Origin of the sequence: Pandoraea terrae, assembly GCF_902459695.1 — a bacterium.
Taxonomy (GTDB): Bacteria; Pseudomonadota; Gammaproteobacteria; order Burkholderiales; family Burkholderiaceae; genus Pandoraea; species Pandoraea terrae.
In genome coordinates, this window is record NZ_CABPRZ010000015.1 from 33,000 (window position 1) to 56,491 (window position 23,492).

Genomic DNA, 23,492 nt, shown 5'->3' on the forward strand with positions numbered 1-23,492 from the left:
TGATCTCATGGAAAATTGCACGCTTGGCATGGAAGACATTCGGCAAGCCGCCGACCGGTTGGGCGGGAGCATCGTGCGCACGCCGGTGCTGGCGTCACCGATGCTTGACGCCGCGGCGGGTTGCCGCGTTTTCGTCAAGGCGGAACCGCTTCAGCTCACTGGCTCCTTCAAGATTCGGGGCGCCATGAACAAGATGCTGACGCTGGGTGCGGAGCGCCTGCGACGTGGCGTCATTACCTATTCCGCCGGTAACCACGGCCAAGGTGTTGCCGCAGGAGCGCGACTCCTGGGGTGCCCGGCGGTGATCGTTTTGCCGGACACGGCGCCCGCGATCAAGGTGGAGAATTGTCGCTGGTGGGGCGCGGAGATTGTCTTCTACTCGCCCGATACGCAAGATCGCGAGACGGTTACCGTCGCGATTGCGCGTGAGCGAGGCATGACATTCATCCCCCCGTTTGATGACATCGATGTCATGGCCGGGCAGGGAACATTGGGTTTGGAGTTGGTCGAGCAACTCGCTAAACGGAACGTCGTCCCTGACGTCGTATTGGTCAACTGCAGTGGTGGCGGGTTGGCGTCGGGGGTCATCACTGCGATCAAGCATGCCTTCGCGCATACACAATGCTATGTGGTCGAGCCCACAGGTTTCGAGAAAATGGGGCGCTCGCTTCGTAGCGGACGACCGGAGCACAATCCGACGGTACCGAAGACGTTGATGGATGCGATTTCGGGACCTGTAGTGGGCGCATTGCCGTTGCGGACCCTGCTCACGCATGATGTGAGGGGAATCTCGGTCACCGACGATGAGGCGTTACAAGCCGTGGCTCATGCGTTCAGATGGCTGAAACTCGTCGTCGAACCGGGAGGGGCTGCAGGTTTGGCTGCGGTGTTGGCGAGGAAAGTGGCGCTGGACGGCAAACGCGTCGCATTGGTTTGTTCCGGCGGTAACGTGGATCCGGCCGTCTATGCCCGGGCACTGACGCATTCCTGAACCTTTTCGGCGATTTCGCCCAGCCTCAAGGGGGCGAGCAAGGGCGGTCCCCTAGGATCTGCCTATGGCTGCCAAAGCAAACTTGTATTTGTGCGCGCAGCGATCTCCGATTCCAATGTGACTTGTTCTCGGGGCATTGGCTGTGCGACTAGCAGGGACGAAATCGAAGTGGGTCCACGTATGGGCGGTAACCGCGGCGAAAGGGGTTCCACGCGACACAACCACTTTGTTCAATGAGTGGTGTCACAGAATATGGAGTAGGCAATGAAAGTGTTGGTGCCGGTCAAACGGGTAGTGGATTACAACATTAAGGTTCGCGTCAAGAGCGACGGCAGTGGCGTCGACATCACGAACGTGAAAATGTCGATGAACCCCTTCGACGAAATTGCCGTGGAAGAAGCGGTTCGTCTGAAGGAAGCGGGTGTGGCGACGGAAGTAATCGCCGTGTCCGCAGGTGTCACGCAAGCCCAGGAAACGCTGCGCACGGCGCTGGCGATCGGCGCCGACCGCGCCATCCTGATCGAGTCGGACGAAGACCTGCAGCCGCTGGCCGTGGCCAAGCTGCTGGGGGCCTTGGTGGACAAGGAGCAGCCGCAACTGGTGATCCTGGGCAAGCAGGCCATCGACGACGATTCCAATCAAACCGGTCAGATGCTCGCGGCACTGGCGAAGCTGCCGCAAGCCACGTTCGCTTCGAAGGTGACGGTGGCCGACGGCCGCGCGCAAGTCACCCGTGAAGTCGACGGCGGTCTGGAAACCCTTTCGCTGTCGTTGCCGGCCGTCGTCACGACCGACCTGCGCCTGAACGAGCCGCGTTATGTGACCCTGCCGAACATCATGAAGGCCAAGAAGAAGCCGCTTGAGACTGTCAAGCCGGCGGATCTGGGCGTCGATGTTTCGCCGCGCCTGAAGACCCTCAAGGTCGTCGAGCCGCCCAAGCGCGGTGCGGGCGTGAAGGTGCCGGATGTCGCCACGCTGGTCGACAAGCTGAAAAACGAAGCCAAAGTGCTGTAAGGAGACGATGAAATGAGCATTCTGGTTATCGCGGAACACGACAATCAATCGATCAAGTCGGCCACGCTGAATACGGTCACGGCGGCGCTCAAGTGCATGCCCGACGATAGCGACGTGCATGTGCTGATCGCCGGCGCCAACGCGAAGGCTGCCGCCGACGCCGCCGCGCAAATCGCCGGCGTGAAGAAGGTGGTGCTCGCAGATGCGGCGCACCTGGGCGACGGCCTAGCGGAAAACGTGGCCGCGCAAGTCGTCGCCGTCGCCGAGGGCTACACCCATATCCTCGCGCCGGCCACGGCGTACGGCAAGAACATTGCCCCGCGCGTTGCGGCCATGCTCGACGTCGCGCAAATCTCGGACATCACCAAGGTTGACAGCGCCGACACGTTCGAGCGACCGATCTACGCCGGTAACGCCGTCGCAACGGTGCAAAGCGGCGACCGCGTGAAGGTCATCACCGTGCGCGGCACGGGCTTCGATGCAGCGGCATCGGGGGGCGGCAATGCCACCATCGAGTCAATTCCGGCGGTGCAGGATTCGGGCCTTTCGCATTTCGTGGGTCGAGAGGTGACGAAGCTGGACCGTCCGGAGTTGACCTCGGCCAAGATCATCGTCTCGGGCGGTCGTGGCTTGGGGTCGGGCGAGCACTACACCAAGGTGCTGGAGCCGCTGGCCGACAAGCTGAACGCGGCGCTGGGCGCATCGCGCGCGGCTGTGGATGCGGGCTACGTGCCGAACGACTATCAGGTCGGACAGACCGGCAAGATCGTCGCGCCGCAACTGTATCTCGCCGTGGGCATCTCGGGCGCGATCCAGCATCTGGCCGGCATGAAGGATTCCAAGGTGATCGTGGCGATCAACAAGGATCCGGAAGCACCGATCTTCTCGGTGGCCGATTATGGGCTGGTGGGTGACCTGTTTGCCGCCGTGCCCGAGATTATTGCGGCGATCTGACATCGGATCGGCCCACTCGCGTTGTGAGAATTGACATGTCAAATACTGGCGGATCGCAAAACAGGTCCTTCCTTTTCGTGCCCGGGAGTCAACCGGATCGGTTCGGCAAAGCCCTCGACAGCGGCGCGGACGCGGTCATCATCGATCTGGAGGATGCTGTCGCGCCGGAAGCCAAGGTGGAGGCTCGTCGTGCTTTAGCGGCGTGGGTATCTCCCGAGCGACCGGTCTTGGTGCGTATCAACGCAAAAGGCACGCCATGGTTTGCCGAGGATGCCCAATTGACCAAGCTTCGTGGCATCGCAGGGATTATTTTGCCGAAGGCCGAGGCCGCATCCGATGTCGTAGACTTGATCTCCGTCACGAGGACGAAGATACCCGTTTTCCCGTTGATCGAAACCGCACAGGGCATGTGGGACGTACTGCAGATTGCCAAAGCCCCCTTTGTCCATCAACTCATGTTCGGTACCCTGGATTTTATCGCCGACATGGGGATGGGATCGGATGCCGAGGAACTTGATACGTTCCGTGCACAGTTGGTGATGACTTCGCGCATCGCCGGTATTCGATCGCCCATCGACGGTGTCACGCCGAGTCTCGAGGACGTGGATCGGCTGACCGCCGATGCGGCAAAAGGCAGGCGCTGGGGATTCGGCGGGAAGCTGTGCATTCACCCGAAGCAAGTGCCTGTCGTCAATCGATGCTATACGCCGACCGAGTCCGACGTTTCCTGGGCCAGGCGAGTATTGGATGCATCGGAGAAGGCGAATGGCGCGGCGATTTCGATCGACGGGAAGATGGTCGACAGGCCGGTTGTCCTCCGTGCGCAACGCATTGTGGCGTCGGCGCGTACCTGATGCGGTTCTGAGCGTCGGCTGAAGCCGCAGGGCTTGGTCGTGCTGCGCGATGTTGCGCCCGGACCCGGTTGATTCAAGGCAGCCGCATGTTCGGGCGTCGTATGTGCTAACGGCACATGCGACGCCACACGTTGTCTCTCGCATTCCGCTGAATTGGGGCGAGCGCCATTTGGCGAGCACCAGTTCGGTTCATTGTGGCGTGCCGGTCTGCTACCGCTCAATACGTTTACAATCAAAGGCAGCATCACCGCAGCCCGGCATTCGTGCCAACTCCGTCACGTTTGGGATTCAGAAGGTCATTTCATGGACGTTCGACAGCTTCGATATTTTGTCAGCATTGTCGACTACGGAAGCTTGGGCAAAGCGGCGGAAAAGCTCTTTGTGGCGCAACCGTCCCTGAGCCAGCAAATGGCGCGCCTTGAAGAGGACCTCGGTGTGTCGCTTTTGCTTCGCAGCAACCACGGAGTGACGCCCACATCCGCTGGCGACGCGCTGTACCGCCACGCCCGTCTCGTATTGCGGCAAATGGAGCAGTTGAAGCAGGAGGTGACCAAGGGCGCCGGAGCCGAGTCGGGTACTGTTGCCGTCGGCCTGCCGACGACGATGTCGTCGGTGCTGGCCGTGCCCCTGTTCGAACGTATCCAGGCGGCGTATCCGGGGATCCGGTTGCAGCTTTTCGAGAGCATGAGCGGATATCTCAATGAGCTGCTGGCAAACGGCCGTCTTGACCTTGCTATCCTGTTTCGTGGCGCGGATTCGCCGGGCATCTCGGCGTTACCGGTCCTCAACGAAACCCTGTACGTGTTGGGCGAGCCGGGCGGGGACGTCTCTGCGCGCTCAAAGACATGCCCACTCTCCAAACTGGCTGGCGTACGGCTGGTGGCGCCGGGTGTCTCGAATGGGTTACGTCTTCTGATGGAACGTGCGTTCTCCCGGGAAAACGTCGATCTGAACATCATTGCCGATGTCGATTCGTTACCGACCATGATTGCCATTGCTTATTCGGGAAAGGCATGCACCATTCTCCCGGCATCTGCGGTCGCGCAATGGGATACGTCCCGGCTCCCCAGGATGCGGCGCATCATCGAGCCGACGATAGACCGTCCGGCAAGTATTTGCTGGCCAAACGGCCTGCCTGTTCATGCGGCAACGCTTGCCGTACGTCAAACGATGGTCGATATCATTGCGGAGCAGGTGGCAAAGGGCGTTTGGCAGGGCGTCACGTTGCAGGGCGATATCGGCGCGGGCGGCTGAGAAGTTCTCGGCCGGTGCCGCCCGATTCGCCTATTACCTGCGACTCGCCTGGCAACACGTGCAGCAGATCCTAACGCACGGCCGAGCCGACGGGCGCAGGCGTGATATCAGTCGACCCCGGCGCAATGTCTTCGAGCGCATGTCGGCTTGTCTCGACGCGTAACACCGCGATGGCGACGCATAATGCCGCGAACACGACGCTCACCATTGCAATAACCCCCGAAACCCCAAAACGTTCGTAGAGCACCAGTGCGAGGTACGGCGTGGCGATCGAGGCCGCTCGCCCGACCGTGCCTGCCACGCCGGTGCCACGCAGCCGCACTTCTGTCGGGAACAACTCCGGGATGTACCCGAACAGGCCAAGCGTCGTAATCGTATAGATCGCCGTGACGAGGCAGAAACCGACGAAGATGATCGCGGTAGTGTCGCGAAGCGAGACATAGATCCAGCCCAGCACGATACTCACCACCGCAGCCAGTACGATGCCTTTGGCACGGCCGATGCGGTCTGCGATGAAATATCCGACGAGCCCGCCGACGGGCGATCCGATCGACATCAGGAGCACGAAACCCAGTGATTTCACGATCGACAGGCCTTCTGCCACGAAGAAGGTGGGCAGCCAGGCGATGAACCCGTACAGCCCGATATTGACGGCGACCGAGGTGAGAGCGGCGACGCACGTGCGACCGCGCATGCCCGGAGCGAACAGCGCTTGGAATGAGGTTTTGCCGACGTTAAGATCGACCGTGCGCTGAACCGGCGGCAACTTTCCGACCTGGTCTTCCACCTCGCGTTCGATGGCCGCGAGCGTGGCTTCCGCTTCATCGAGCTTGCCGATCGATTCCAGCCAACGCGGCGATTCCGGCATCCTGTGTCGAAGAAACCAGACGACGATCGCCCCCACGCCCGCGACAGCGAACATGTAGCGCCAGCCAAGATGAGGGATGATCCAGTAGCCGGCCGCAAGCGCGACGAACAAACCGCTGTTGATGATGATGGCCAGCAGCGAAACCCAACGTCCCCGCGTCGCCGGGGGCACGAATTCGGCGAGCGTTCCGGCGGCAACGACGAGTTCGGCGCCCAGCCCGACGCCCATGATGAAACGCAAGGCAATGAGCCATTCGATGGTTGGCGCAAAACAGGCTGCAATTGAAGCAAGCCCGAAAATGGCCAGGTTGAGCTGATACGAGTAGCGCCGACCGAGTTTGTCGCCGACATAGCCGGCGGCGAAGGCACCGATCATCATCCCGACAAACGTTGAGGAAACGAACATCGCGCCATGGCGCAAATCGGTAAATCCCTCCTTGACCATGGCCGCAACCGCGCCATTGGCGAGGTATATATCAAACGCGTCCAGGAACGCGCCACCGGCGATGAGTCCGAGAATTTTCCAGTGAAAGCGTGAAATGGGTAGGCGGTCCAGGCGACCGGCTGCATTGACTGTGCGTGACATGTTTGTCTCCTGTATTGCATTGACTTGTGCAGTGCGCGACGAGCGGGGAGCTTCGTTTATCGGGCGAAGTCTCCCCAAGAGGGTTGCTACATCGGGTTGGGTCAAATCGCGCCGGATCCGTGCATCTCCGCGATCCGGGATTCACTGAACCCCAGTTCGCGCAGAATGGCATTGGTGTGTTGGCCGAGCGCCGGTACGGCGCCCATGAGCGCGTCATCGCTTGGTGCGACGCCGGGCGGATAGAGTGCCGGTATTTCTCCAGCGGGAGATTGAACTGTCGTCCATCGCTTGCGCGCCGACAGTTGTTCGTGGTTCCACACGGCCTGCATGTCATTCATGTGGGCGTTGGCAATACTCGCCTCTTCGAGACGTTCAATCACCTGTGCTGCGGTCATGCCGGCGAACGCTTCCAGAATGAGGCGGGTGAGTGCCTCGCGGTGTTCTACCCGCAAGCTGTTCGAACAGAATCGTTCGTCCGAGTGCAGTTGCGGCTGCCGGATGACCGTTTCGCAGAAGTTCTTCCACTCACGTTCGTTCTGCAAGCCCAACATGACCGTTTCCCCGTCGCCGGCCTTGAACGGGCCATAGGGAAAGATGGTCGCGTGCGACGCGCCGGTTTGACGCGGCGCCGACTGACCGTCGATCGCGTAGTAGAGCGGATAGCTCATCCATTCGACCATGCTCTCCAGCATCGAGACGTCGATGTGCTTGCCTTTCCCCGTGCGGCTTCGCTCAAGAAGCGCCGCGAGGATGTTTGTATATCCATACATCCCGGCGGCGATATCCGCGATTGAACAACCGGCCTTGGCAGGCTGGTTTTCGGACCCGGTGATACTCAGGAATCCGGATTCGCTCTGGATGAGCAGGTCGTACGCCTTTTTGTCCCGGAACGGTCCGTCGAGGCCATATCCGGAGATATCGCAAACAATCAGGCGGGGATATCGAGCGCTCAGCGCGTCGTAGTCGAGTCCGAGGCGCTGGGTTGCCCCGGGCGCGAGGTTCTGGACGAAAACGTCGGCATCCGCGAGCAGCTTGTGGACGACGTCGATCGCCAAAGATTGCTTCACGTCGAGCGTGACGCTTTCCTTGGAACGATTTGTCCAGACAAAATGGGATGCCAGGCCGGAAACACGCTCATCGTAGTTGCGCGCGAAATCACCGGTCCCTGGGCGTTCGATCTTGATGACGCGTGCTCCGAGGTCGGCGAGTTGCCGAGTACAGAACGGCGCGGCAATCGCGTGCTCAAACGTGACGACTTTGATGCCTTCCAATGGGCGCATGATGGGGCCCTCGCTTAGAACGAACGAGGCAGGCCGAGAATGTGCTCGGCGACGTACGACAGGATCAGATTCGTCGAAATGGGCGCGACCTGGTAAAGACGCGTTTCCCGGAACTTGCGCTCGACGTCGTACTCGGATGCGAAGCCGAAGCCGCCGTGGAACTGGAGGCACGCATTGGCCGCTTCCCACGAAGCATCTGCCGCGAGCAGCTTGGCCATGTTCGCTTGAGCGCCACAGTGCTGGTGCGCGTCAAACAATTCGCACGCCTTGTAGCGCATGAGACTGGCAGCTTCCACGTTGACGAGCGCACGTGCAATCGGAAACTGAACGCCCTGGTTTTGCCCGATCGGGCGACCGAACACGATGCGATCCTTGACGTACTGGGACACCTTGTCGATGAACCAGTAGCCGTCACCGATACACTCGGCCGCGATGAGCGTTCGTTCTGCATTGAGCCCATCGAGAATGTACTTGAATCCTTTGCCTTCTTCACCGATCAGGTTTTCGGCGGGAATTTCGAGATTGTCGAAGAACAACTCGTTTGTCTCGTGGTTCACCATGTTCGGAATCGGGCGAACCGACATGCCGTTCCCGACGGCCTCGCGCAGGTCAACGAGGAAAATCGACATGCCTTCGCGCTTTTTCTTCACATCGGCGAGCGGCGTGGTGCGAGCGAGCAGAATCATCAAGTCGGAATGCTGAATCCGGGAGATCCAGACCTTCTGTCCGTTGATGACGTAGCGGTCGCCTTTGCGTTCTGCCGTCGTTTTGATCTTGGTCGTGTCGGTGCCGGTCGTCGGCTCGGTCACGCCCATCGATTGAAGGCGCAATTCGCCCGTGGCAATTTTGGGCAGATAGCGTTGTTTCTGTTCGGTGGATCCGTGACGTAGCAGGGTACCCATGTTGTACATCTGCCCATGGCATGCGCCGGAGTTGCCGCCGGAGCGGTTGATCTCTTCCATGATGACGGATGCTTCGGTCAGGCCCAGTCCCGAACCACCGTATTCCTGGGGAATGAGCGCAGCCAGCCACCCCGCCTTGGTCAGAGCCTCGACAAAGGCTTCCGGATAGGTCCGTTCGTCGTCGATCTTTCGGAAGTACTCTGCGGGAAACTGTTGGCACAGATCGCGGACGGCGTCACGAATATCCTGATACGGATCGGCTGAGGTATTGATCATGATTGACTTGTCTTCCTGACAATGATGGATTAGGCGAGCGTGGCAAGGGCGGACATGGTGAGCCAGCCTTCATGGTCCCTGGACCAAAGCTCGACACTTTTGCCGTCCGGTGAAGGGCGTGCGCAGAGATATAGCGTGTTGCCCATGAAACTTGGCCGGACGGCTTTGAACGAGAAGTCCAGCACCGTGGCTTGTGGCGCAAACCTGCGGAGCAGGTCAATGAGCAGCGTCGCAATCAGGGGACCGTGAACGACGAGATTCGGGTAACCCTCCACCTCGACCGCGTAGGGTTTGTCGTAATGAATTCGATGACCGATGAACGCCAGCGCCGAGTAGCGAAAGAGGAGGACTTCGTCAGGCGTAATCGCTCTGTGCCAAAGCTCGTCCGTACGCGCCGCCGTCGGCGAGGGTGTCGCCGCGCCCGGAATCGCCGGCTCGCGATAGACGATGTCTTGCTCCTCCTCGATCGCCAGTGCATCCGCGTTAAAGATTTGATGCTTGACCGTCACGAATGCGAGCTTGCCGCTTCGGCCTTCTTTTTCGCTGACGTCAAGGATGCGCGATTCGCGCGTAATGGCTGCGCCGATCTTCAGTGGGCAGAGGAAGCGCAATCTTCCGCCGGCCCACATGCGTCGAGGCAGTCCAAGGTCCGGCAGAAATCCGCCTTTTTCCGGATGCCCGTCGGTGGCGATTTTCGATTGGCGGACGGTCGGCCTGAAGAAAATCCAATGCCACAAATGGGGAAGGGGATCCCCTGTTCCAGGGGCTTCGGCGTAGTCGAGGGTTGCATTGAGTGCAGCGACTGAGGTGAGTGCGACAACGTCGGCTGCGCTTTCCGCCCGGTCGTTCGGCGCGGAGGAATGAGGATTCATCGTCGTCTCCGTCGTTGGCCGAAGCCAACAGATATTTTTCCTGTACGGGGACTTTATTTGAAGGCGACGGTCGACGGAAATACGAGTTTCATGTGCCGGTCATAGGGCAATCCTATTCCGGTAGCGCTTCGTCAAGATTGACGGAACGCTTTGTGTAAGGTGGTTCACTCTCGTTGGCAAGCCATCGCGCCGTTGTCCATTTTCCGCTTCGGACGGCTTCGTTCATGACCGCGACGAGGATATCGACCACGCAAGCCACGGCGGCGGCAACCCGGCGGGTATTGGGCAGCGCAAGGACGATTTTGCGCTGCAGGCCTTCGTCCGACAGTGGGGCGGCGCTCAGGAGTCCGCGGGCCACGTCGTCGACAATCGCGATGCTTGGCAGGATCGTGACGCCCAAGCCTCCCAGCACCAGTCCTTTCTGCACGCTCATGGCGTTGGTTTCCGCCACGATGGACATGTCGATGCCAGCCGCGGCGCATGCTTGTTCCACGAGGCTGCGAATGCCATGAGGCGAATTGGGGAGAATCAGCGGTCCGTCGGTCACCTGTTTGAGCGGCAACGGCGAATCTGCCCGGAAGCCGGCTTCCGGACGCCCGACGACCCACAGCTTTTCTTCAAGAAGGGGTTGCACTCGCATGGTCGGGGAGGGCTTCGGGTCGTACAAAAGGGCGGCGTCAACCTCGCCCAACTCGAGCCAGTTCTGAAGGTGGCCGGTATATCCCATTGACAGGCGGAGTCTGACTGCGGGATGCGCGCTGGCCACGGCGGCGACCAATTCGCTCGCCAGCAAGTCGCACGTGCTCGGAAGCAATCCGATGGTGACCACGCCTGAAACGCCCTCGGCGGGTTGAATCTCCGAGCGGGCACGATCGAGCTCAGCCAGCGCTCGGCGCGCGTACTCGACGAATATCTCACCGGCTTCAGTCAGCTTCATTCCGTAGCGGCCTCGGGAAAACAACTCCGTACCGACGTCCTCCTCAAGCAGGGCAAGCTGCCTGGAAACGGCCGGCTGGACGATATGCAGCAGCGTGGCCGCCTTGGTCACGCTGCCGGTTTCGGCAATCGTCAATAACGCTCTGAGCTGCTTGATGTCCACGTTTACCCCTACTGATGCCGTTTCTGCATAGAGAAATCAAAATATTCTATTTCTTGTCGCATTAAATCACAAACTAAGATTCCTGAATTCACCTTGTCTTTGGAGAGACACAAATGAGCACACCAGCGGCGCAGGCGCCCGCGTGGCAGCAAGCCATCTACGACGTTCTGAAAGTCGGGGACGTCAAGCAAGTTGCGTACGTTCCCGACGCGGGGCATTCCCATGTGATTCGCAGCGTTATCGCTGACCCGGATATCCAGGACGTTGTCCTGACGACCGAGGAAGAGGGAGTCGCGGTGACCAGCGGCGCCTGGCTGGGTGGGCAGCGAGCGGTTCTGTTGATGCAGAGCAGCGGGGTCGGCAACTGCGTGAACATGTTTTCGCTGCTCCAGAGCTGCCGGTTGCCGTTTTTCACGCTTGTCACCATGCGCGGTGAGTACGCCGAGTTCAACCCGTGGCAGGGCCCGATGGGCAAGCAAACGCAGGCAGCACTCGAGTTGATGGGAATCACGGTATTGCGTGCCGACGATCCGGATCAGGTCGGCGAGATCGTGAGCGCAGGTTTCGACGCCGCATTCGAGGCAGGCGAGCAGGTTGCGGTCTTGCTGTCGCAGAGCCTCATCGGCCGTAAAAAATGGGAGAGAAAGTAATGGTCAAGTCGTCGTCTTCAGCCGTCATTAATCGTCGTGACTTTGTTGCCAGCCTGATCCAGTCCGTGCCGGACGCGCTTGTCGTCACCGGTCTGGGGTCTGCATCGTACGACGTATTCGCCGCGGGTGACCGCCCCCGGAATTTCTATCTCTGGGGCGCAATGGGCGGAGCATCCTCGCTTGGACTTGGACTGGCGCTAGCCCAACCGGACAAGCCGGTACTGGTCATCACCGGTGACGGCGAACAACTGATGGGGGTCGGCAGTCTCGGAACCATCGGCGTCAAGCAGCCGAAAAATCTCACGATCGTTGTTCTCGACAACGGGCATTTTGGCGAGACGGGGATGCAGCGTAGCCATACGAGCCTTGGCACCGATCTCGTTGCGGTTGCGAAGGGCTTTGGTATTGCCGATGCGTTTGCTGTCGAGCATCAAAGCGGCGTTTCTGGCGTTGCCGAGCGGGCGAATTCGCGCAGCGGCCCGGTATTGGCCCAGGTGTTCATCACGGCAGACGAGCCCCCGCGTGCGCTCCCGCCGCGTGATGGCGTCTACGTCAAGAATCGCTTCCGGGAAGCGCTCGGCTTCGCGCCGTTCTAAGTTTGACTGCGTCCCGCACCTGTGCGTACGGGCGCAGGTTGGTATGGGGGACATCTGAACCAGGGCTCCATTGAAGGAGGTTCTGACGAGGTGTCCACCGATCGGTGCACGGATTGACTTCGAAGAGAGAGTGATGGAACGCTATCGGCTGTATATCGACGGCAAGCACTGCGACCCGGATAACGGAGAGTGGTTGACGAGCGAAAACCCGTTTACCGGTCAAGCATGGGCGGAGGTGCCCCGTGGCCAGGCTTCCGACGTCGAGCGGGCGGTGAGCGCGGCGCATCGTGCCTTTGATGCGGGCACCTGGCCTGAGCTCAGCGCGAGCGCACGCGGCCTGCTTCTGCATCGATTGGGCGATCGGCTCGCGCAGGAGGCGTCTCGCCTCGCGGAGATCGAGGTCAGGGACAACGGCAAGTTGTATGCCGAAATGTACGCCCAGATGAACTACTTGCCGCAATGGTTTCGATACTACGGCGGCCTGGCCGACAAAGTCCAGGGCAACGTCATCCCGCTCGACAAGAAGGGATTCTTCAACTACACGCGCAAGGAGCCGCTCGGGGTTGTTGCCATCATCACCCCCTGGAACTCACCCCTGATGCTGCTTGCGTGGAAGCTGGCGCCGGCGCTCGCCTCCGGTTGCACAGTCGTGATCAAGCCGTCGGAATTCACGTCCGCCTCGACCTTGGCGTTCGTCCGACTTTTCGACGAAGTCGGCTTCCCTCCGGGCGTTGTCAACGTCGTGACCGGCTTGGGTAACGAGGTGGGCAGTGCGTTGGTGAGCCATCCCCTGGTGAAGAAGATCACGTTCACCGGCGCCGATGGCACGGGACGCCGTATCAATGAACAGGCCGCCAGAGATTTCAAGCACGTCAGCCTGGAACTGGGGGGCAAGTCGCCCAATATCGTCTTCGACGACGCGAACATCGACGATGCCGTAAACGGCGCGGTCGCCGGCATCTTCGCCGCCACGGGACAGACGTGTATTGCAGGCTCAAGACTGCTTGTTCAGGACGGCGTCTACGACGAGGTCGTGAGTCGCGTGGTGGAACTCGCCAAGACGGCCCGGATGGGCGATCCGATGGCGAAGGAAACGCAAGTGGGGCCCATCACGACAAAGCCTCAGTTCGAGAAGGTGCTCAGCTACATCGAGATTGCGCAAGACGAAGGCGCAACGCTTGTGCTCGGCGGCAAGGTGGCGCAACGCGCGGAGTGCGGTAACGGATGGTTCATCGAGCCGACGATCTTCACGAACGTCAACAACAAAATGCGAATCGCCCAGGAGGAAGTGTTCGGGCCGGTGCTCTCGGTCATTCGGTTCAAGGACGAAGCGCAAGCCGTCGACATTGCGAACGACGTGCGATTCGGTCTCGGGGCAGGGGTCTGGACGCGCGATATCGGGCGCGCATTCCGTATGTCCGAGCGAATCCAATCCGGCACCGTCTGGGTCAACACATACCGCGCCGTGAGCTATATGTCGCCGTTCGGAGGATACAAAGACTCCGGACTCGGCCGTGAAAACGGCATCGACGCCATACACGATTTCTTGCAAACGAAGAGCGTCTGGATCAACACAGGGGCTCCGACCGGGAATCCGTTTGTCATTCGTTGAGGCACTGACACGATCAGGCGTGGCGCGCGTCACGCCCGATATGGATTCCAGGCGCCCGTGCCCCAGCAGCGAAATGCGACGTCAGAGCGCAATTTTCCAACCATATTCATGGAGACATCATGTCAGTTGAAACCTTGCACGCTTCCGCCGTGTCGCGCAGCAGCGAGACCCGACGGAGCATAAGGGCCATTCTCGGTGCATCGTCGGGTAATCTGGTTGAGTGGTTCGATTTTTTCGTATATTCGTTCTGCTCGATCTATTTCGCGCACGCGTTCTTTCCGAGCGACAACCCGACCACGCAGTTGCTGAATACGGCGGGGGTATTCGCCGGCGGCTTCCTCATGAGGCCCATCGGTGGCTGGTTGTTCGGACGGATTGCCGACAAATACGGGCGGCGCGCCTCGATGATCATCTCGGTGTTGATGATGTGTGCGGGCTCGTTGATCATTGCCGTGTTGCCCACATATGCCACGATCGGAGCCGCCGCGCCGGCCCTGTTGATCGCCGCGCGTTGTTTTCAAGGTCTTTCCGTCGGTGGCGAATATGGCACGAGTGCCACCTACATGAGTGAGGTGGCAGTAGCGGGGCGCCGCGGATTTTTCGCTTCGTTCCAGTATGTCACCGTGATTGGTGGTCAAGTGCTGGCGTTGCTTGTCGTAGTCGTTCTCCAGCAGTTGCTGTCTCTCGACGAATTGCGTGCCTGGGGCTGGCGCATTCCGTTTGCAATCGGCGCATTCGCCGCGCTGATATCCCTGTATCTGCGGAAGTCCCTGGAGGAAACATCGTCCAGCGCGACGCGCGCCCGTGCCGACGCGGGAACGCTGCGCGGTCTGTTTACCCATAAGCGCGCGATTGCCACCGTCGTTGGATTCACTGCGGGCGGTTCGCTGGTTTTCTATACGTTCACCACCTATATGCAGAAGTACCTGGTGAACACGGCGGGCATGAATCCGAAGACGGCGAGCGGTGTGATGACCGCTGCGCTGATCACCTACATGCTGATGCAACCTGTTTTCGGCGCGCTTTCAGATCGTATCGGACGGCGTAAGTCGATGGTTCTGTTCGGCGTATTTTCAACGATCGGCACCGTGCCCATCCTGTACGCGCTCAAAGGGGTAAGCAATCCGTACGTCGCCTTCGGTTTGGTGATCGTCGCGCTTGCGATCATCAGCCTCTATACGTCCATCAGTGGACTGATTAAGGCCGAAATGTTTCCCCCCGAGGTTCGCTGTCTGGGTGTGGGTTTGTCGTACGCGGTGGCGAACGCGATATTCGGTGGCTCTGCAGAATACGTGGCCCTCTGGCTCAAGTCTGTCGGACGCGAGCCGGCCTTCTATTGGTATGTGACCGCCTTGTGTGGGATCGCAGGCATTGTTTCGTTCTGCATGCGCGACCCGTCAAAAGAGGGATACTTGCGCGGTGCGAAGTAGGCGGGTTGGGCATCTTGTCCTGATCCATACCTTCAAAGCGTTCTTTACCCATGAATCTTCGGCATCTACAATTTTTTGTCGTGCTCGCGGAAGAGTTGAACTTCAGTCGGGCTGCAGAGCGGCTACACGTCGCACAACCCGCTTTGAGTCAACAGATTCGAGTGCTCGAGGATCGCATGGGTACCCGGCTCGTCGATCGTGGCAGCCGCCCGCTGAGTCTGACTGAGGCCGGCCGCTATTTTTGCATTGAGGCACGACAGATCCTGGAGAGCTTTGAGCAGGCTACGCTGGGCACGCGTGAGATAGGGCTCGGTCGGCGTGGCTGGCTTGGCATCGGTTTTACCCGTTCAGCCATGTATAGCGTGCTCCCGCCGGCACTCAAAGCATTCCATCGGAAGTTCCCGGACGTCGAGTTAAAGCTTTTCGAAATGCTCACAGAGGAGCAGGCCGATGCGTTGCATGAAAAACGCATTCACGTTGGCATTGGCCGGCAGGTGCAGCCGATTGCGGGATGCACGATGCTTTTACTACTCCGTGAACACGTGATGATCGCTCTGCCTTCGGACCACCCGCTCGCGTCCTGCAAGGCCGTTCGTATGGAGGAGCTCGCCGACTCACCTCTGGTGCTTTACCCAAAGCATCAGAGCGCGAACTTTGCGCGTTTCGTTGAGTCGTTGTACCGGGACGCAGGGCTCACCCCATATGTGGCCTACCAGGCTTACGAGATTCAGACTGCTATCGCGCTCGTCGCCGCGGGGCTCGGCATCACCTTCGTTGGCGAGTCGGTCGCCCGGCTCGGTCGCTCGGATGTGGTGTACAGGCCCCTGCTCGGGGCCGGGTTGGCGCAGACAACTACGCTTGCCGCGAGCTTTCGAACCGAGGACGACTCGATTCATCTTCGGGCATTCCTTGATTCGTTTGGCCTGCAATTGCCGTCACCCGACGAAACTATAAGAAAAACCCAATAGAAGAATAACAAGCTGGTCTTGGACGTCCCAGGGTCTCGTTCGTACCATGAGGTATCACTTCCTCATTCACGATCGGAGACAAGACCATGCAAACCACGCTGTCACACGCACCAGTCGCTGCGCCGGAATGCCCGGCGATTCCTCATGAATACACCACGCTCTCCGCGGCGGAGGTGTCGGACGCCCTGGACAAACTCGGACTGCCCGGTAGCGCGCTGGGCATCGCGCCTATCGGAACCGAGCCGCGTATGCTCGGTCGCGCATTCACGGTTCGCTACGCTCCGGTCGATCTGGAGCCGGGTACGGTTGGCGACTACATCGACGACGTACCCGCCGGTAGCGTGGTGGTGCTCGATAACGCGGGGCGCGTCGACTGCACTGTGTGGGGCGGAATCTTGACTGAAGTCGCTTCGCGTACGGGGATCACGGGCACGGTCATCAATGGTGCGTGCCGTGATGGCGCGGCGGCGGGACAATTTGGGTACCCGATTTTTAGCCGCGGCCGCTTTATGCGTACCGGCAAAGACCGCGTCCAGGTTGCGGAGGTAAATGGCGTCGTATCGCTTGGCGACGTGCGGGTTCGACCCGGAGACATTTTGCTGGGCGATGGCGACGGCGTGGTCGTGATTCCGCGCGAGAGAGAAACGGAAGTTCTTCAAATCGCATTGCGTACACGCGCGGCGGAGGAAAAGATCATCGCCAGCTTTCGCGACGGTAAAAGTCTCACGGACGCACGGAACGAGCACAACTATCACACACTGCAACGGATCCAAAAATGAATCGTCCCGATTTGTTTACGCAAGCTTTGCGTTATGGCTCCGCGACGTTGCACGAAGCGTTCAACCGCCAAGGCGACCTGCCGGCAACGATTCGTGCCGCCGCACGTCGTATTCCGCTCGCAGGTCCGGCGTTGACGGTCTCAACGTTGCCGGGGAACAACCTGTTGATTCATCGCGCGCTTGCGCAAGCCAAGGCAGGCGACGTACTTGTTGTTGCGATGACCGAACTGACAGACGGCTGTCACGAATTTGGTTACTGGGGCGACATTCTGACCGCGGCGGCAATCGAGAAGGGCGTTGCCGGCCTTGTGATCGACGGCTGCGTGCGTGATATCGCGGCCATCGAGGCAATGGGTTTCCCGGTATATGCACGCGGCACGGCCATTCGCGGGACAACCAAGGTTGCGCAAGGAGAAGTCGGCGGTACGGTGCGCATCGGGCATGTGGAAATAGCGCGTGGCGATCTCGTGGTCGCGGACACTGACGGGGTTGTCGCGATTCCTGTCTCGTCAATCGACGAAGTCCTCGAGCTTGCCGAACAACGAGAAGAGAAAGAGCGCCAGATCGTCGAGAAAATCAGAAGCGGTCACACCACACTCGAACTGTACGGGTTCAGCTAACCATCTGTATTTTGATTGACGCTTCGACGAGGCATCGAAGCGCGAGTGGACTTCCCCTGGATGGAGACAAATCATGACGTATGAGCACGAAACGCTCACGATGAGAAAGGTGTATCGGCGACTGGTGCCGTTTCTGTTCCTTCTTCTCGTGATCAACTATCTTGACCGTGTCAACATTGGATTCGCCGCACTGCGGATGAATCAGGAGCTTGGCCTCAGTTCAACTGCGTTCGGATTCGGTGCCGGCGTGTTCTTCGTGGGGTATGCGCTGTTCGAGGTTCCTGGTAACGCAGTATTGTCCCGCATAGGCGCGCGCCGTTGGATTGGCATTATCTTGATCGGATGGGGGGTGGCGTCGGGAGCCATGGCGTTCGTGCCAAACGAAACCTCCTTCTACGTATTGCGCTTTCTTGTGGGTGCCGCCGAAGCCGGATTCATGCCGGGCGTCATCGCCTATCTGGCGACCTGGTTCCCCTCGCGCTACCGTTCTCGCGCCAATGCCGGCGTCGTCGTCGCAACAGCCTTGGCCTCGGCGATCGGCTCGCCGATGTCAAGTCTTCTCATGAAATGGAACGATGGCGTGCTTGGCATGTCAGGCTGGCGCTGGATGTTCATTTATGAAGCGATGCCCGCGGTACTTCTGGGCTTTGTGGTGTTTTACTGGCTGACTGACGCACCTGAGCGTGCGAAGTGGCTCACGCAGACTGAACGGGAGTGGCTGAGCGCCGAGCTGAGCGCAGAACGGCGCCATTTGGCCGCGACTTCGAAATACTCACTTGTGCAGGTACTCAAACTCCGCAAGGTATGGGCGTTGTCGGCACTGTTTTCGTGCTTTCTTTGTGCGCTTTACGGGGTGTTGTTGTGGGCGCCGCAGATCGTCAAGAGCTTTGGTCATTTGACGGACATTGAGGTGGGCCTGCTGGGTTCGTTGCCTTTCTGCTGTGCTGCTATTGCAATGCCGCTCATTGCCCGACGGTCGGATCGCCGTAATGAGCGACGCTTACATGTTGCGGCCTCGATGAGCGTAGGCGGCATCGCGCTGCTACTGAGCGCTTGCGCTTCGAACCCCTATATTGCGTTCATGTTGTTGTGCGTTGCTGCGGCAGGGATTTGGGGAAGCCTGGGTGTTTTCTGGAGCATGACCAGTACGTTTTTGGCGGGGCCGGCAGCGGCACTTGGCATTGCGGTAATCAATACGCTGGCGCAAGTCGGCGGGTTCATCGGGCCATCCTCAGTTGGGTTTATCAAGGACCGCACTGGTAGCTTCAGCCTGGCTTTGGCGGTCCTTGCCGGCTTTGCACTACTTGCCTCTTTGATTGCCTACCGACTCGACGACTCAACGACGACGCAAATGAAAGGGGCGATGTTTTCTGCCAATTGAGATTGGGGCTGCAGCTAGCGGACTTGATGAGCGGCGCAAGTGTCGGGGCAGTCCTGACACGAAGCTGCCGCTGTAAGTTACACAACCGTCGAACTGGCGCGCTTCGGTCGCTGTGCGGCAGTCGTCAGCAAGGCGACGACTGCATTCACCAGTGGGTTTTCACGCGCCGAACTCCAGGCCATTGCCGTTGTCACCACACTCATCTTTTCCTTCAACGGACGGAATACGACGTTCTCGGGCGCCAGTTTCTTCAGCGAGGCGGGGACGAGCGCGATGCCCTGTCCACACCCGACAAACGCAACCTGCGATGCGACCGACCGAACCTCGTGAAGCACTCGCGGTGAAAACCCACTGGATCTGCAGGACGCCACCAGACTGTCGAAATACACAGGACTAACCTGGCGTGAAAACATCACGAAGTCTTCGTCCGAAAGGGACGCCAGACGGATGCGCGATTGATCCGCCATCGGGTGCGTTCGTGGCATGGCGACCGCCAGTCTGTCTTGCGCCAACGGCATGGACCGGATTGTCCCCCCGAGCTCCCCCTCCAGCCGGGCAAAGGCCAGATCGATGTCGCCGGCCACAAGCGCCGGAATGGCTTCGGCGCTATCGATTTCCTTGACCGATACCGTCAGGTGCGGATAGTCGGACTTTAGCCGTTCGACGAGCGGCGGCAGAACATCGAGCATCGCCGACGATATCGCGCCAATGGTCAGGACGCCACTTCGACCAGCGACAGCCTCGCGTACCGCCAGTTCGAGGCGCTCCAGTTGTTCCGCAAATTTGCGCACTGCCGGCAGGATCGCAGCCCCCATCGGGGTCAGTTGCGCGCCACGTCGCGAGCGTTCGAACAATTTGACCTTCAACGCCAATTCGAGGGCCTGGATCTGCTCGGTCAGAGGTGGCTGGGACATGTTCAGGCGCTTGGCCGCGCGCCCGAAATTCTCCTCCTCGGCAACCACCAGGAAGAGCCACAGATGACGGACGAGTCGGAAATTGATCATGATCTATTGATAGGTTTTGCGTATCAAATGCTTAAATTTTACGGAATATACATATTGAACTGTAGGTGTGAAAGTGCGACATCGCAACCAACGTTCGACCACACCCATGACCCAAACGTCCCTGCTTGATCGTCTTGCCGCGTTAGATACCAATACCGTGTCTGACGCGCTGGATTTCCTTGGTTTGCCCGGCGCGACTTTCGGCCTGCGTCCGTTATGGGATTGCCCGAAGATCGTCGGGCGCGCGAGCACCATTCAGCTGGGGCCGAAGACGGACAGCAAGCCGACGGTCCACCTCATTTCTCCTGTCATCGCAGAAATCGCGTCGGACGACCGGGTACTGGTCATCGCCGGGGGGACCGACGGCATCTCGTGTTGGGGGGACATCCTGGCCAGTGCGGCCCAGTTCAAGCGGGTCAGGGGTTCGGTGATCGATGGCATGAGCCGGGACATCGAGGGCAGCGAATCGATCGGGTACCCGGTCTTTGGCCGAGGAGTGACCATGATCAGCGCGCGCAATCGTGTCGTCCAGTTGTCTTCGGGGGAACCCGTCAGAATCGCAGGCGTCGTGGTTTGTGAAGACGACTATGTCATCGCCGACCGCTGCGGTACCGTCTTCGTGCCGGCCGCACGCATCGAAGAAGCGATCGAACTGGGCGAACGAATTGCTCGGCGTCAGGACGTCATGGTGCAGGCCGTGCGAGGCGGGCGATCGGTGACCGACGTCATGCACGACAAGGAATTTGAAGCCATCAAGGAAGGGAGAAAATGATGAATCACGAAGATCAGGAACTCGTCGCGCTGTTTGCCGGGCTCGATACGCCAGGCGTCTCAGACGCCATGGATAAACTGGGACTTCCCGGACAATGTCTCGGCATTGCGCCGTTGGAAAACTACGCCGGCGTTGTCGTCGGGCCGGCGTTTACGGTCAAGTATGTGCCCGCGCGCACGCCCGCGGGAACGGTCGGTGATTTCATCGATGATGTCGGTGAAGGCGATCTGGTGGTGATCGACAACAACGGGCGTACTGATTGCACTGTGTGGGGTGACATCATGACCCAGTATGCGGGTATGAGAAAGATCGCCGGCACCGTCATCGATGGCGTGTGCCGCGATGTGACAAGAGCCCTTGGTGACGGCTACCCATTGTTTACCAAAGGTCGCTTCATGCGCACCGGAAAAGACCGGGTCCAGGTCGAAGCGGTCAACGTCCCCGTGTCCATCGGTACCGCACGGGCTTGCGCACGTGACATCATTGTTGCCGATGCCAACGGCGTCGTTGCTGTCCCACGCGAACGCGCACGCGAAGTTGCCGCCACGGCACGCCAGATTGAAGCCGTTGAAGCGGACATCCGGGCTCAGATCTCACAAGGCAAGACACTCGGGCAGGCGCGCGAGGCGTTGGGGTATCACACCTTGCAGCGGAAGGCATGAACATGGACCAACAACGACTGAACGTTCACGTCGCGAAGGCACAACCTTCCGCAACCTATCGCATGATGGACCGCGTGGCGACGCGCCGTGCATCGGGCGTCAAGATCATCTCACTCAGCGCCGGCGAACCGGACTTCGACACCCCCGCGCATGTTTGCGACGCAGCGGTCGCAGCGATTCGGGCGGGGCATACCCGTTATACGCAGGTCGCCGGCATGCGTGCACTTCGCGAGGCTGTGGCCGCGAAGTTTCAGCGCGAGAATGGTCTGAACGTTGGCTGGCAGGATACGCTTGTCTGCAGCGGCGGCAAGCAGGTGATTTACAACGCGCTGGCGGCAACCCTTAACGAAGGAGATGAGGTCATCGTGCCGGCACCATACTGGGTGAGCTACCCGGAGATGGTTCAGTTGTGTGGCGCCAGGCCGATCATCGTTGCCTGCGGCAGCGACAGCGGCTTCAAACTGACGCCGCAGGCATTGGCAGGCGCCATCGGACCCCGCACGCGTTGGGTGATCCTGAACTCGCCGTCCAACCCGACGGGGGCGGTCTATACCCGTGGGGAACTTGCGGAACTCGCTGAGGTGTTGCTTGCCCATCCGCACGTACTCGTACTGTCGGATGATATCTACGAACACCTGATCTTCGACGGGGCTACGTACCACACGATTGCACAGGTCGAGCCGCGTCTGACGTCGCGTACGCTGACCATGAACGGCGTGTCCAAGGCGTATGCGATGACGGGATGGCGTATTGGCTTCGGCACGGGGCCGCGCTGGTTGCTCGATGCGATGGAGAAACTCCAGGGGCAGCAGACCTCAGGCGCCAGTTCGATTTCACAGTATGCGGCGTTGGCCGCTCTCACTGGGCCACAGCAATTCATCAGCGAGTCGCGAGAGGTGTTCGAGAAGCGGCGAGATCTGATGGTGCAATGGCTGAATGAAACGCCGGGACTCACATGCGCAACGCCGGGTGGCGCATTCTATGCGTTTGCATCGTGCGCGGGCCTGATCGGGTGCACCACGCCGGCGGGTACGCTATTGAAAACGGACGAAGACGTGGCGGGCGCACTGTTGGATGAAGCCAATGTCGCCGTGGTGCAGGGGAGTGCGTTTGGCCTGGCCCCCTACATTCGTATTGCTTATGCGCTGGACGACGAGGCATTGGTGCAAGCGTGCCGCGCGATCAAGCGCTTCTGCAAGTCGCTTTCCGGAGAACATTATGTCAACGCGCAGTGAGACCACAAAGGAAGTCCTGGCACTGAATGTGCAAGGCATCGAGCTTGAAGTCGCGACAATTCGTCGTGCAGGGGAATTGCCACCGATCGTTTTCCTGCACGGGTTCGGATCGACCAAAGAAGATTACGCCGATATTGCCCACCATCCCGCGTTCGCCGGACGCGCCTTTATTGCATACGATGCACCGGGTTGTGGCGCAACATCGTGCGGCGATCTGTCGAGGGTCTCGATCCCTTTCCTCGTGGAGACGGCGAAGGCCGTGCTTGGTCGTCTAGCCATCGAAAGATTCCATCTAGTCGGGCATTCGATGGGAGGGCTCACGGCGCTTATGCTGGCTCATGAAGCGCCGGGCGATGTGCTGAGCTTCATTGACATCGAGGGCAACGTCGCCCCCGAAGATTGTTTTCTTAGCCGGCAGGCGATCGACTATTCGTCTGCCACTGCTGAAGGATTCCTCCACGACTTCATCGAACGAACGTGGCATTTGCCCTTCTATTCGTGTCCACTCTATGCGTCGAGTCTTCAACATAAGGTAAGAGCTGAGGCCGTGCGCGGGATCTTCACATCCATGGTTGCGTTGTCCGACGATGGGGATTTGATGACGAAATTTCTGTCACTGCCGTTCCCGCGAATGTTCATGTACGGGGAGCAGAACGCTTCTCTATCGTATTTGCGACGCTTGCGGGCCAATGGCGTCACGCTGGCAGAGATTCCGCACAGCGGGCATTTCCCGATGTACTCGAACCCTGTCGAAATGTGGGAGCGTATAGCGGCGTTCCTCCCGGTTGCGCCAAGCGCTTGAACGTGATTGTTGTCAAGGTCAAATGTTCTGGG

At 59.7% G+C, this 23,492-nt stretch carries 23 protein-coding genes; 17 read left to right on the top strand and 6 right to left on the bottom strand.

The features are described from left to right. Positions 1 to 28 precede the first annotated feature (28 nt). The 5 genes from PTE30175_RS17290 (at position 29) to PTE30175_RS17310 (ending at position 5,067) form a co-directional block, all read left to right on the top strand. A complete protein-coding gene (locus PTE30175_RS17290) occupies positions 29 to 991 on the top strand; it encodes a threonine ammonia-lyase (protein WP_224788837.1) in 963 nt (320 codons plus the stop codon). Between the two features lie 264 nt (positions 992 to 1,255). After that, complete coding sequence (locus tag PTE30175_RS17295; RefSeq protein ID WP_150698312.1) at positions 1,256 to 2,005, top strand: electron transfer flavoprotein subunit beta/FixA family protein; 750 nt, start codon at positions 1,256 to 1,258, stop codon at positions 2,003 to 2,005. Between the two features lie 12 nt (positions 2,006 to 2,017). Next, positions 2,018 to 2,959 (top strand): electron transfer flavoprotein subunit alpha/FixB family protein, encoded by a 942-nt coding sequence (locus PTE30175_RS17300; protein WP_150698313.1) that lies wholly within the window; start codon positions 2,018 to 2,020, stop codon positions 2,957 to 2,959. A 35-nt stretch (positions 2,960 to 2,994) separates the two neighbouring features. Next, positions 2,995 to 3,813 carry an HpcH/HpaI aldolase/citrate lyase family protein gene (locus PTE30175_RS17305; RefSeq protein ID WP_150698314.1) on the top strand — a complete coding sequence of 273 codons (819 nt, stop codon included), beginning with the start codon at positions 2,995 to 2,997 and terminating at the stop codon, positions 3,811 to 3,813. A gap of 303 nt (positions 3,814 to 4,116) precedes the next feature. Continuing rightward, positions 4,117 to 5,067: a LysR substrate-binding domain-containing protein gene (locus PTE30175_RS17310; RefSeq protein ID WP_150698315.1), complete on the top strand. Its 951-nt coding sequence runs from the start codon at positions 4,117 to 4,119 to the stop codon at positions 5,065 to 5,067. Between the two features lie 70 nt (positions 5,068 to 5,137). Here the strand turns inward: PTE30175_RS17310 and PTE30175_RS17315 are convergent, their stop codons facing one another. The 5 genes from PTE30175_RS17315 to PTE30175_RS17335 all read right to left on the bottom strand — a co-directional run bounded on the left by PTE30175_RS17315 (position 5,138) and on the right by PTE30175_RS17335 (position 10,949). Beyond that, entirely contained in the window at positions 5,138 to 6,520 is a 1,383-nt protein-coding gene (locus tag PTE30175_RS17315; protein WP_150698316.1) for an MFS transporter, read from the bottom strand. Between the two features lie 101 nt (positions 6,521 to 6,621). Further along, a complete protein-coding gene (locus tag PTE30175_RS17320; RefSeq protein WP_150698317.1) occupies positions 6,622 to 7,800 on the bottom strand; it encodes a CaiB/BaiF CoA transferase family protein in 1,179 nt (392 codons plus the stop codon). Positions 7,801 to 7,814: 14 nt separating this feature from the next. Further along, the gene (locus PTE30175_RS17325) at positions 7,815 to 8,978 is read right to left on the bottom strand and encodes an acyl-CoA dehydrogenase family protein (protein ID WP_150698318.1); all 1,164 of its coding nucleotides are present in this window, start codon (positions 8,976 to 8,978) and stop codon (positions 7,815 to 7,817) included. A gap of 29 nt (positions 8,979 to 9,007) precedes the next feature. After that, positions 9,008 to 9,850, bottom strand: a complete 843-nt coding sequence (locus tag PTE30175_RS17330) for an HTD2 family dehydratase (protein ID WP_150698319.1) — start codon at positions 9,848 to 9,850, stop codon at positions 9,008 to 9,010. Positions 9,851 to 9,962: 112 nt separating this feature from the next. Then, the gene (locus PTE30175_RS17335) at positions 9,963 to 10,949 is read right to left on the bottom strand and encodes a LysR family transcriptional regulator (RefSeq protein WP_150698320.1); all 987 of its coding nucleotides are present in this window, start codon (positions 10,947 to 10,949) and stop codon (positions 9,963 to 9,965) included. A gap of 113 nt (positions 10,950 to 11,062) precedes the next feature. On the opposite strand from PTE30175_RS17335, the gene PTE30175_RS17340 reads away from it, so the two are divergent. The 8 genes from PTE30175_RS17340 (at position 11,063) to PTE30175_RS17375 (ending at position 18,985) form a co-directional block, all read left to right on the top strand. Beyond that, on the top strand, positions 11,063 to 11,599 hold the full coding sequence (locus PTE30175_RS17340; protein ID WP_150698321.1) for a thiamine pyrophosphate-binding protein: 537 nt from the start codon (positions 11,063 to 11,065) through the stop codon (positions 11,597 to 11,599). Beyond that, positions 11,599 to 12,195: a thiamine pyrophosphate-dependent enzyme gene (locus tag PTE30175_RS17345; protein WP_150698322.1), complete on the top strand. Its 597-nt coding sequence runs from the start codon at positions 11,599 to 11,601 to the stop codon at positions 12,193 to 12,195. Before PTE30175_RS17340 ends, PTE30175_RS17345 begins: the two co-directional genes overlap by 1 nt. 133 nt (positions 12,196 to 12,328) lie before the next feature. Further along, the gene (locus tag PTE30175_RS17350) at positions 12,329 to 13,807 is read left to right on the top strand and encodes an aldehyde dehydrogenase (protein WP_150698323.1); all 1,479 of its coding nucleotides are present in this window, start codon (positions 12,329 to 12,331) and stop codon (positions 13,805 to 13,807) included. Between the two features lie 119 nt (positions 13,808 to 13,926). Continuing rightward, positions 13,927 to 15,237 carry an MFS family transporter gene (locus PTE30175_RS17355; RefSeq protein ID WP_150698324.1) on the top strand — a complete coding sequence of 437 codons (1,311 nt, stop codon included), beginning with the start codon at positions 13,927 to 13,929 and terminating at the stop codon, positions 15,235 to 15,237. A gap of 50 nt (positions 15,238 to 15,287) precedes the next feature. Next, positions 15,288 to 16,205: a LysR substrate-binding domain-containing protein gene (locus tag PTE30175_RS17360; RefSeq protein WP_150698325.1), complete on the top strand. Its 918-nt coding sequence runs from the start codon at positions 15,288 to 15,290 to the stop codon at positions 16,203 to 16,205. 86 nt (positions 16,206 to 16,291) lie between these two features. Continuing rightward, positions 16,292 to 16,984: an RraA family protein gene (locus PTE30175_RS17365; protein WP_150698326.1), complete on the top strand. Its 693-nt coding sequence runs from the start codon at positions 16,292 to 16,294 to the stop codon at positions 16,982 to 16,984. After that, positions 16,981 to 17,604, top strand: a complete 624-nt coding sequence (locus PTE30175_RS17370) for an RraA family protein (protein WP_150698327.1) — start codon at positions 16,981 to 16,983, stop codon at positions 17,602 to 17,604. The genes PTE30175_RS17365 and PTE30175_RS17370 overlap by 4 nt, the downstream gene beginning before the upstream one ends. 73 nt (positions 17,605 to 17,677) lie before the next feature. After that, the gene (locus tag PTE30175_RS17375) at positions 17,678 to 18,985 is read left to right on the top strand and encodes an MFS transporter (RefSeq protein ID WP_150698328.1); all 1,308 of its coding nucleotides are present in this window, start codon (positions 17,678 to 17,680) and stop codon (positions 18,983 to 18,985) included. 77 nt (positions 18,986 to 19,062) lie between these two features. Here PTE30175_RS17375 and PTE30175_RS17380 read toward each other — a convergent pair whose 3' ends face one another. Beyond that, positions 19,063 to 19,989: a LysR family transcriptional regulator gene (locus PTE30175_RS17380; protein ID WP_150698329.1), complete on the bottom strand. Its 927-nt coding sequence runs from the start codon at positions 19,987 to 19,989 to the stop codon at positions 19,063 to 19,065. A gap of 106 nt (positions 19,990 to 20,095) precedes the next feature. On the opposite strand from PTE30175_RS17380, the gene PTE30175_RS17385 reads away from it, so the two are divergent. Genes PTE30175_RS17385 through PTE30175_RS17400 form a run of 4 tightly spaced genes read left to right on the top strand, consistent with a single transcriptional unit; the run spans position 20,096 to position 23,460 of the window. Beyond that, positions 20,096 to 20,761, top strand: a complete 666-nt coding sequence (locus tag PTE30175_RS17385) for an RraA family protein (RefSeq protein ID WP_150698330.1) — start codon at positions 20,096 to 20,098, stop codon at positions 20,759 to 20,761. Further along, positions 20,761 to 21,423, top strand: a complete 663-nt coding sequence (locus PTE30175_RS17390; RefSeq protein ID WP_150698398.1) for an RraA family protein — start codon at positions 20,761 to 20,763, stop codon at positions 21,421 to 21,423. The genes PTE30175_RS17385 and PTE30175_RS17390 overlap by 1 nt, the downstream gene beginning before the upstream one ends. Before the next feature lie 2 nt (positions 21,424 to 21,425). After that, positions 21,426 to 22,658 (top strand): pyridoxal phosphate-dependent aminotransferase, encoded by a 1,233-nt coding sequence (locus PTE30175_RS17395; protein ID WP_150698331.1) that lies wholly within the window; start codon positions 21,426 to 21,428, stop codon positions 22,656 to 22,658. Continuing rightward, entirely contained in the window at positions 22,642 to 23,460 is an 819-nt protein-coding gene (locus tag PTE30175_RS17400; RefSeq protein WP_150698332.1) for an alpha/beta fold hydrolase, read from the top strand. The genes PTE30175_RS17395 and PTE30175_RS17400 overlap by 17 nt, the downstream gene beginning before the upstream one ends. Positions 23,461 to 23,492: the final 32 nt, after the last annotated feature.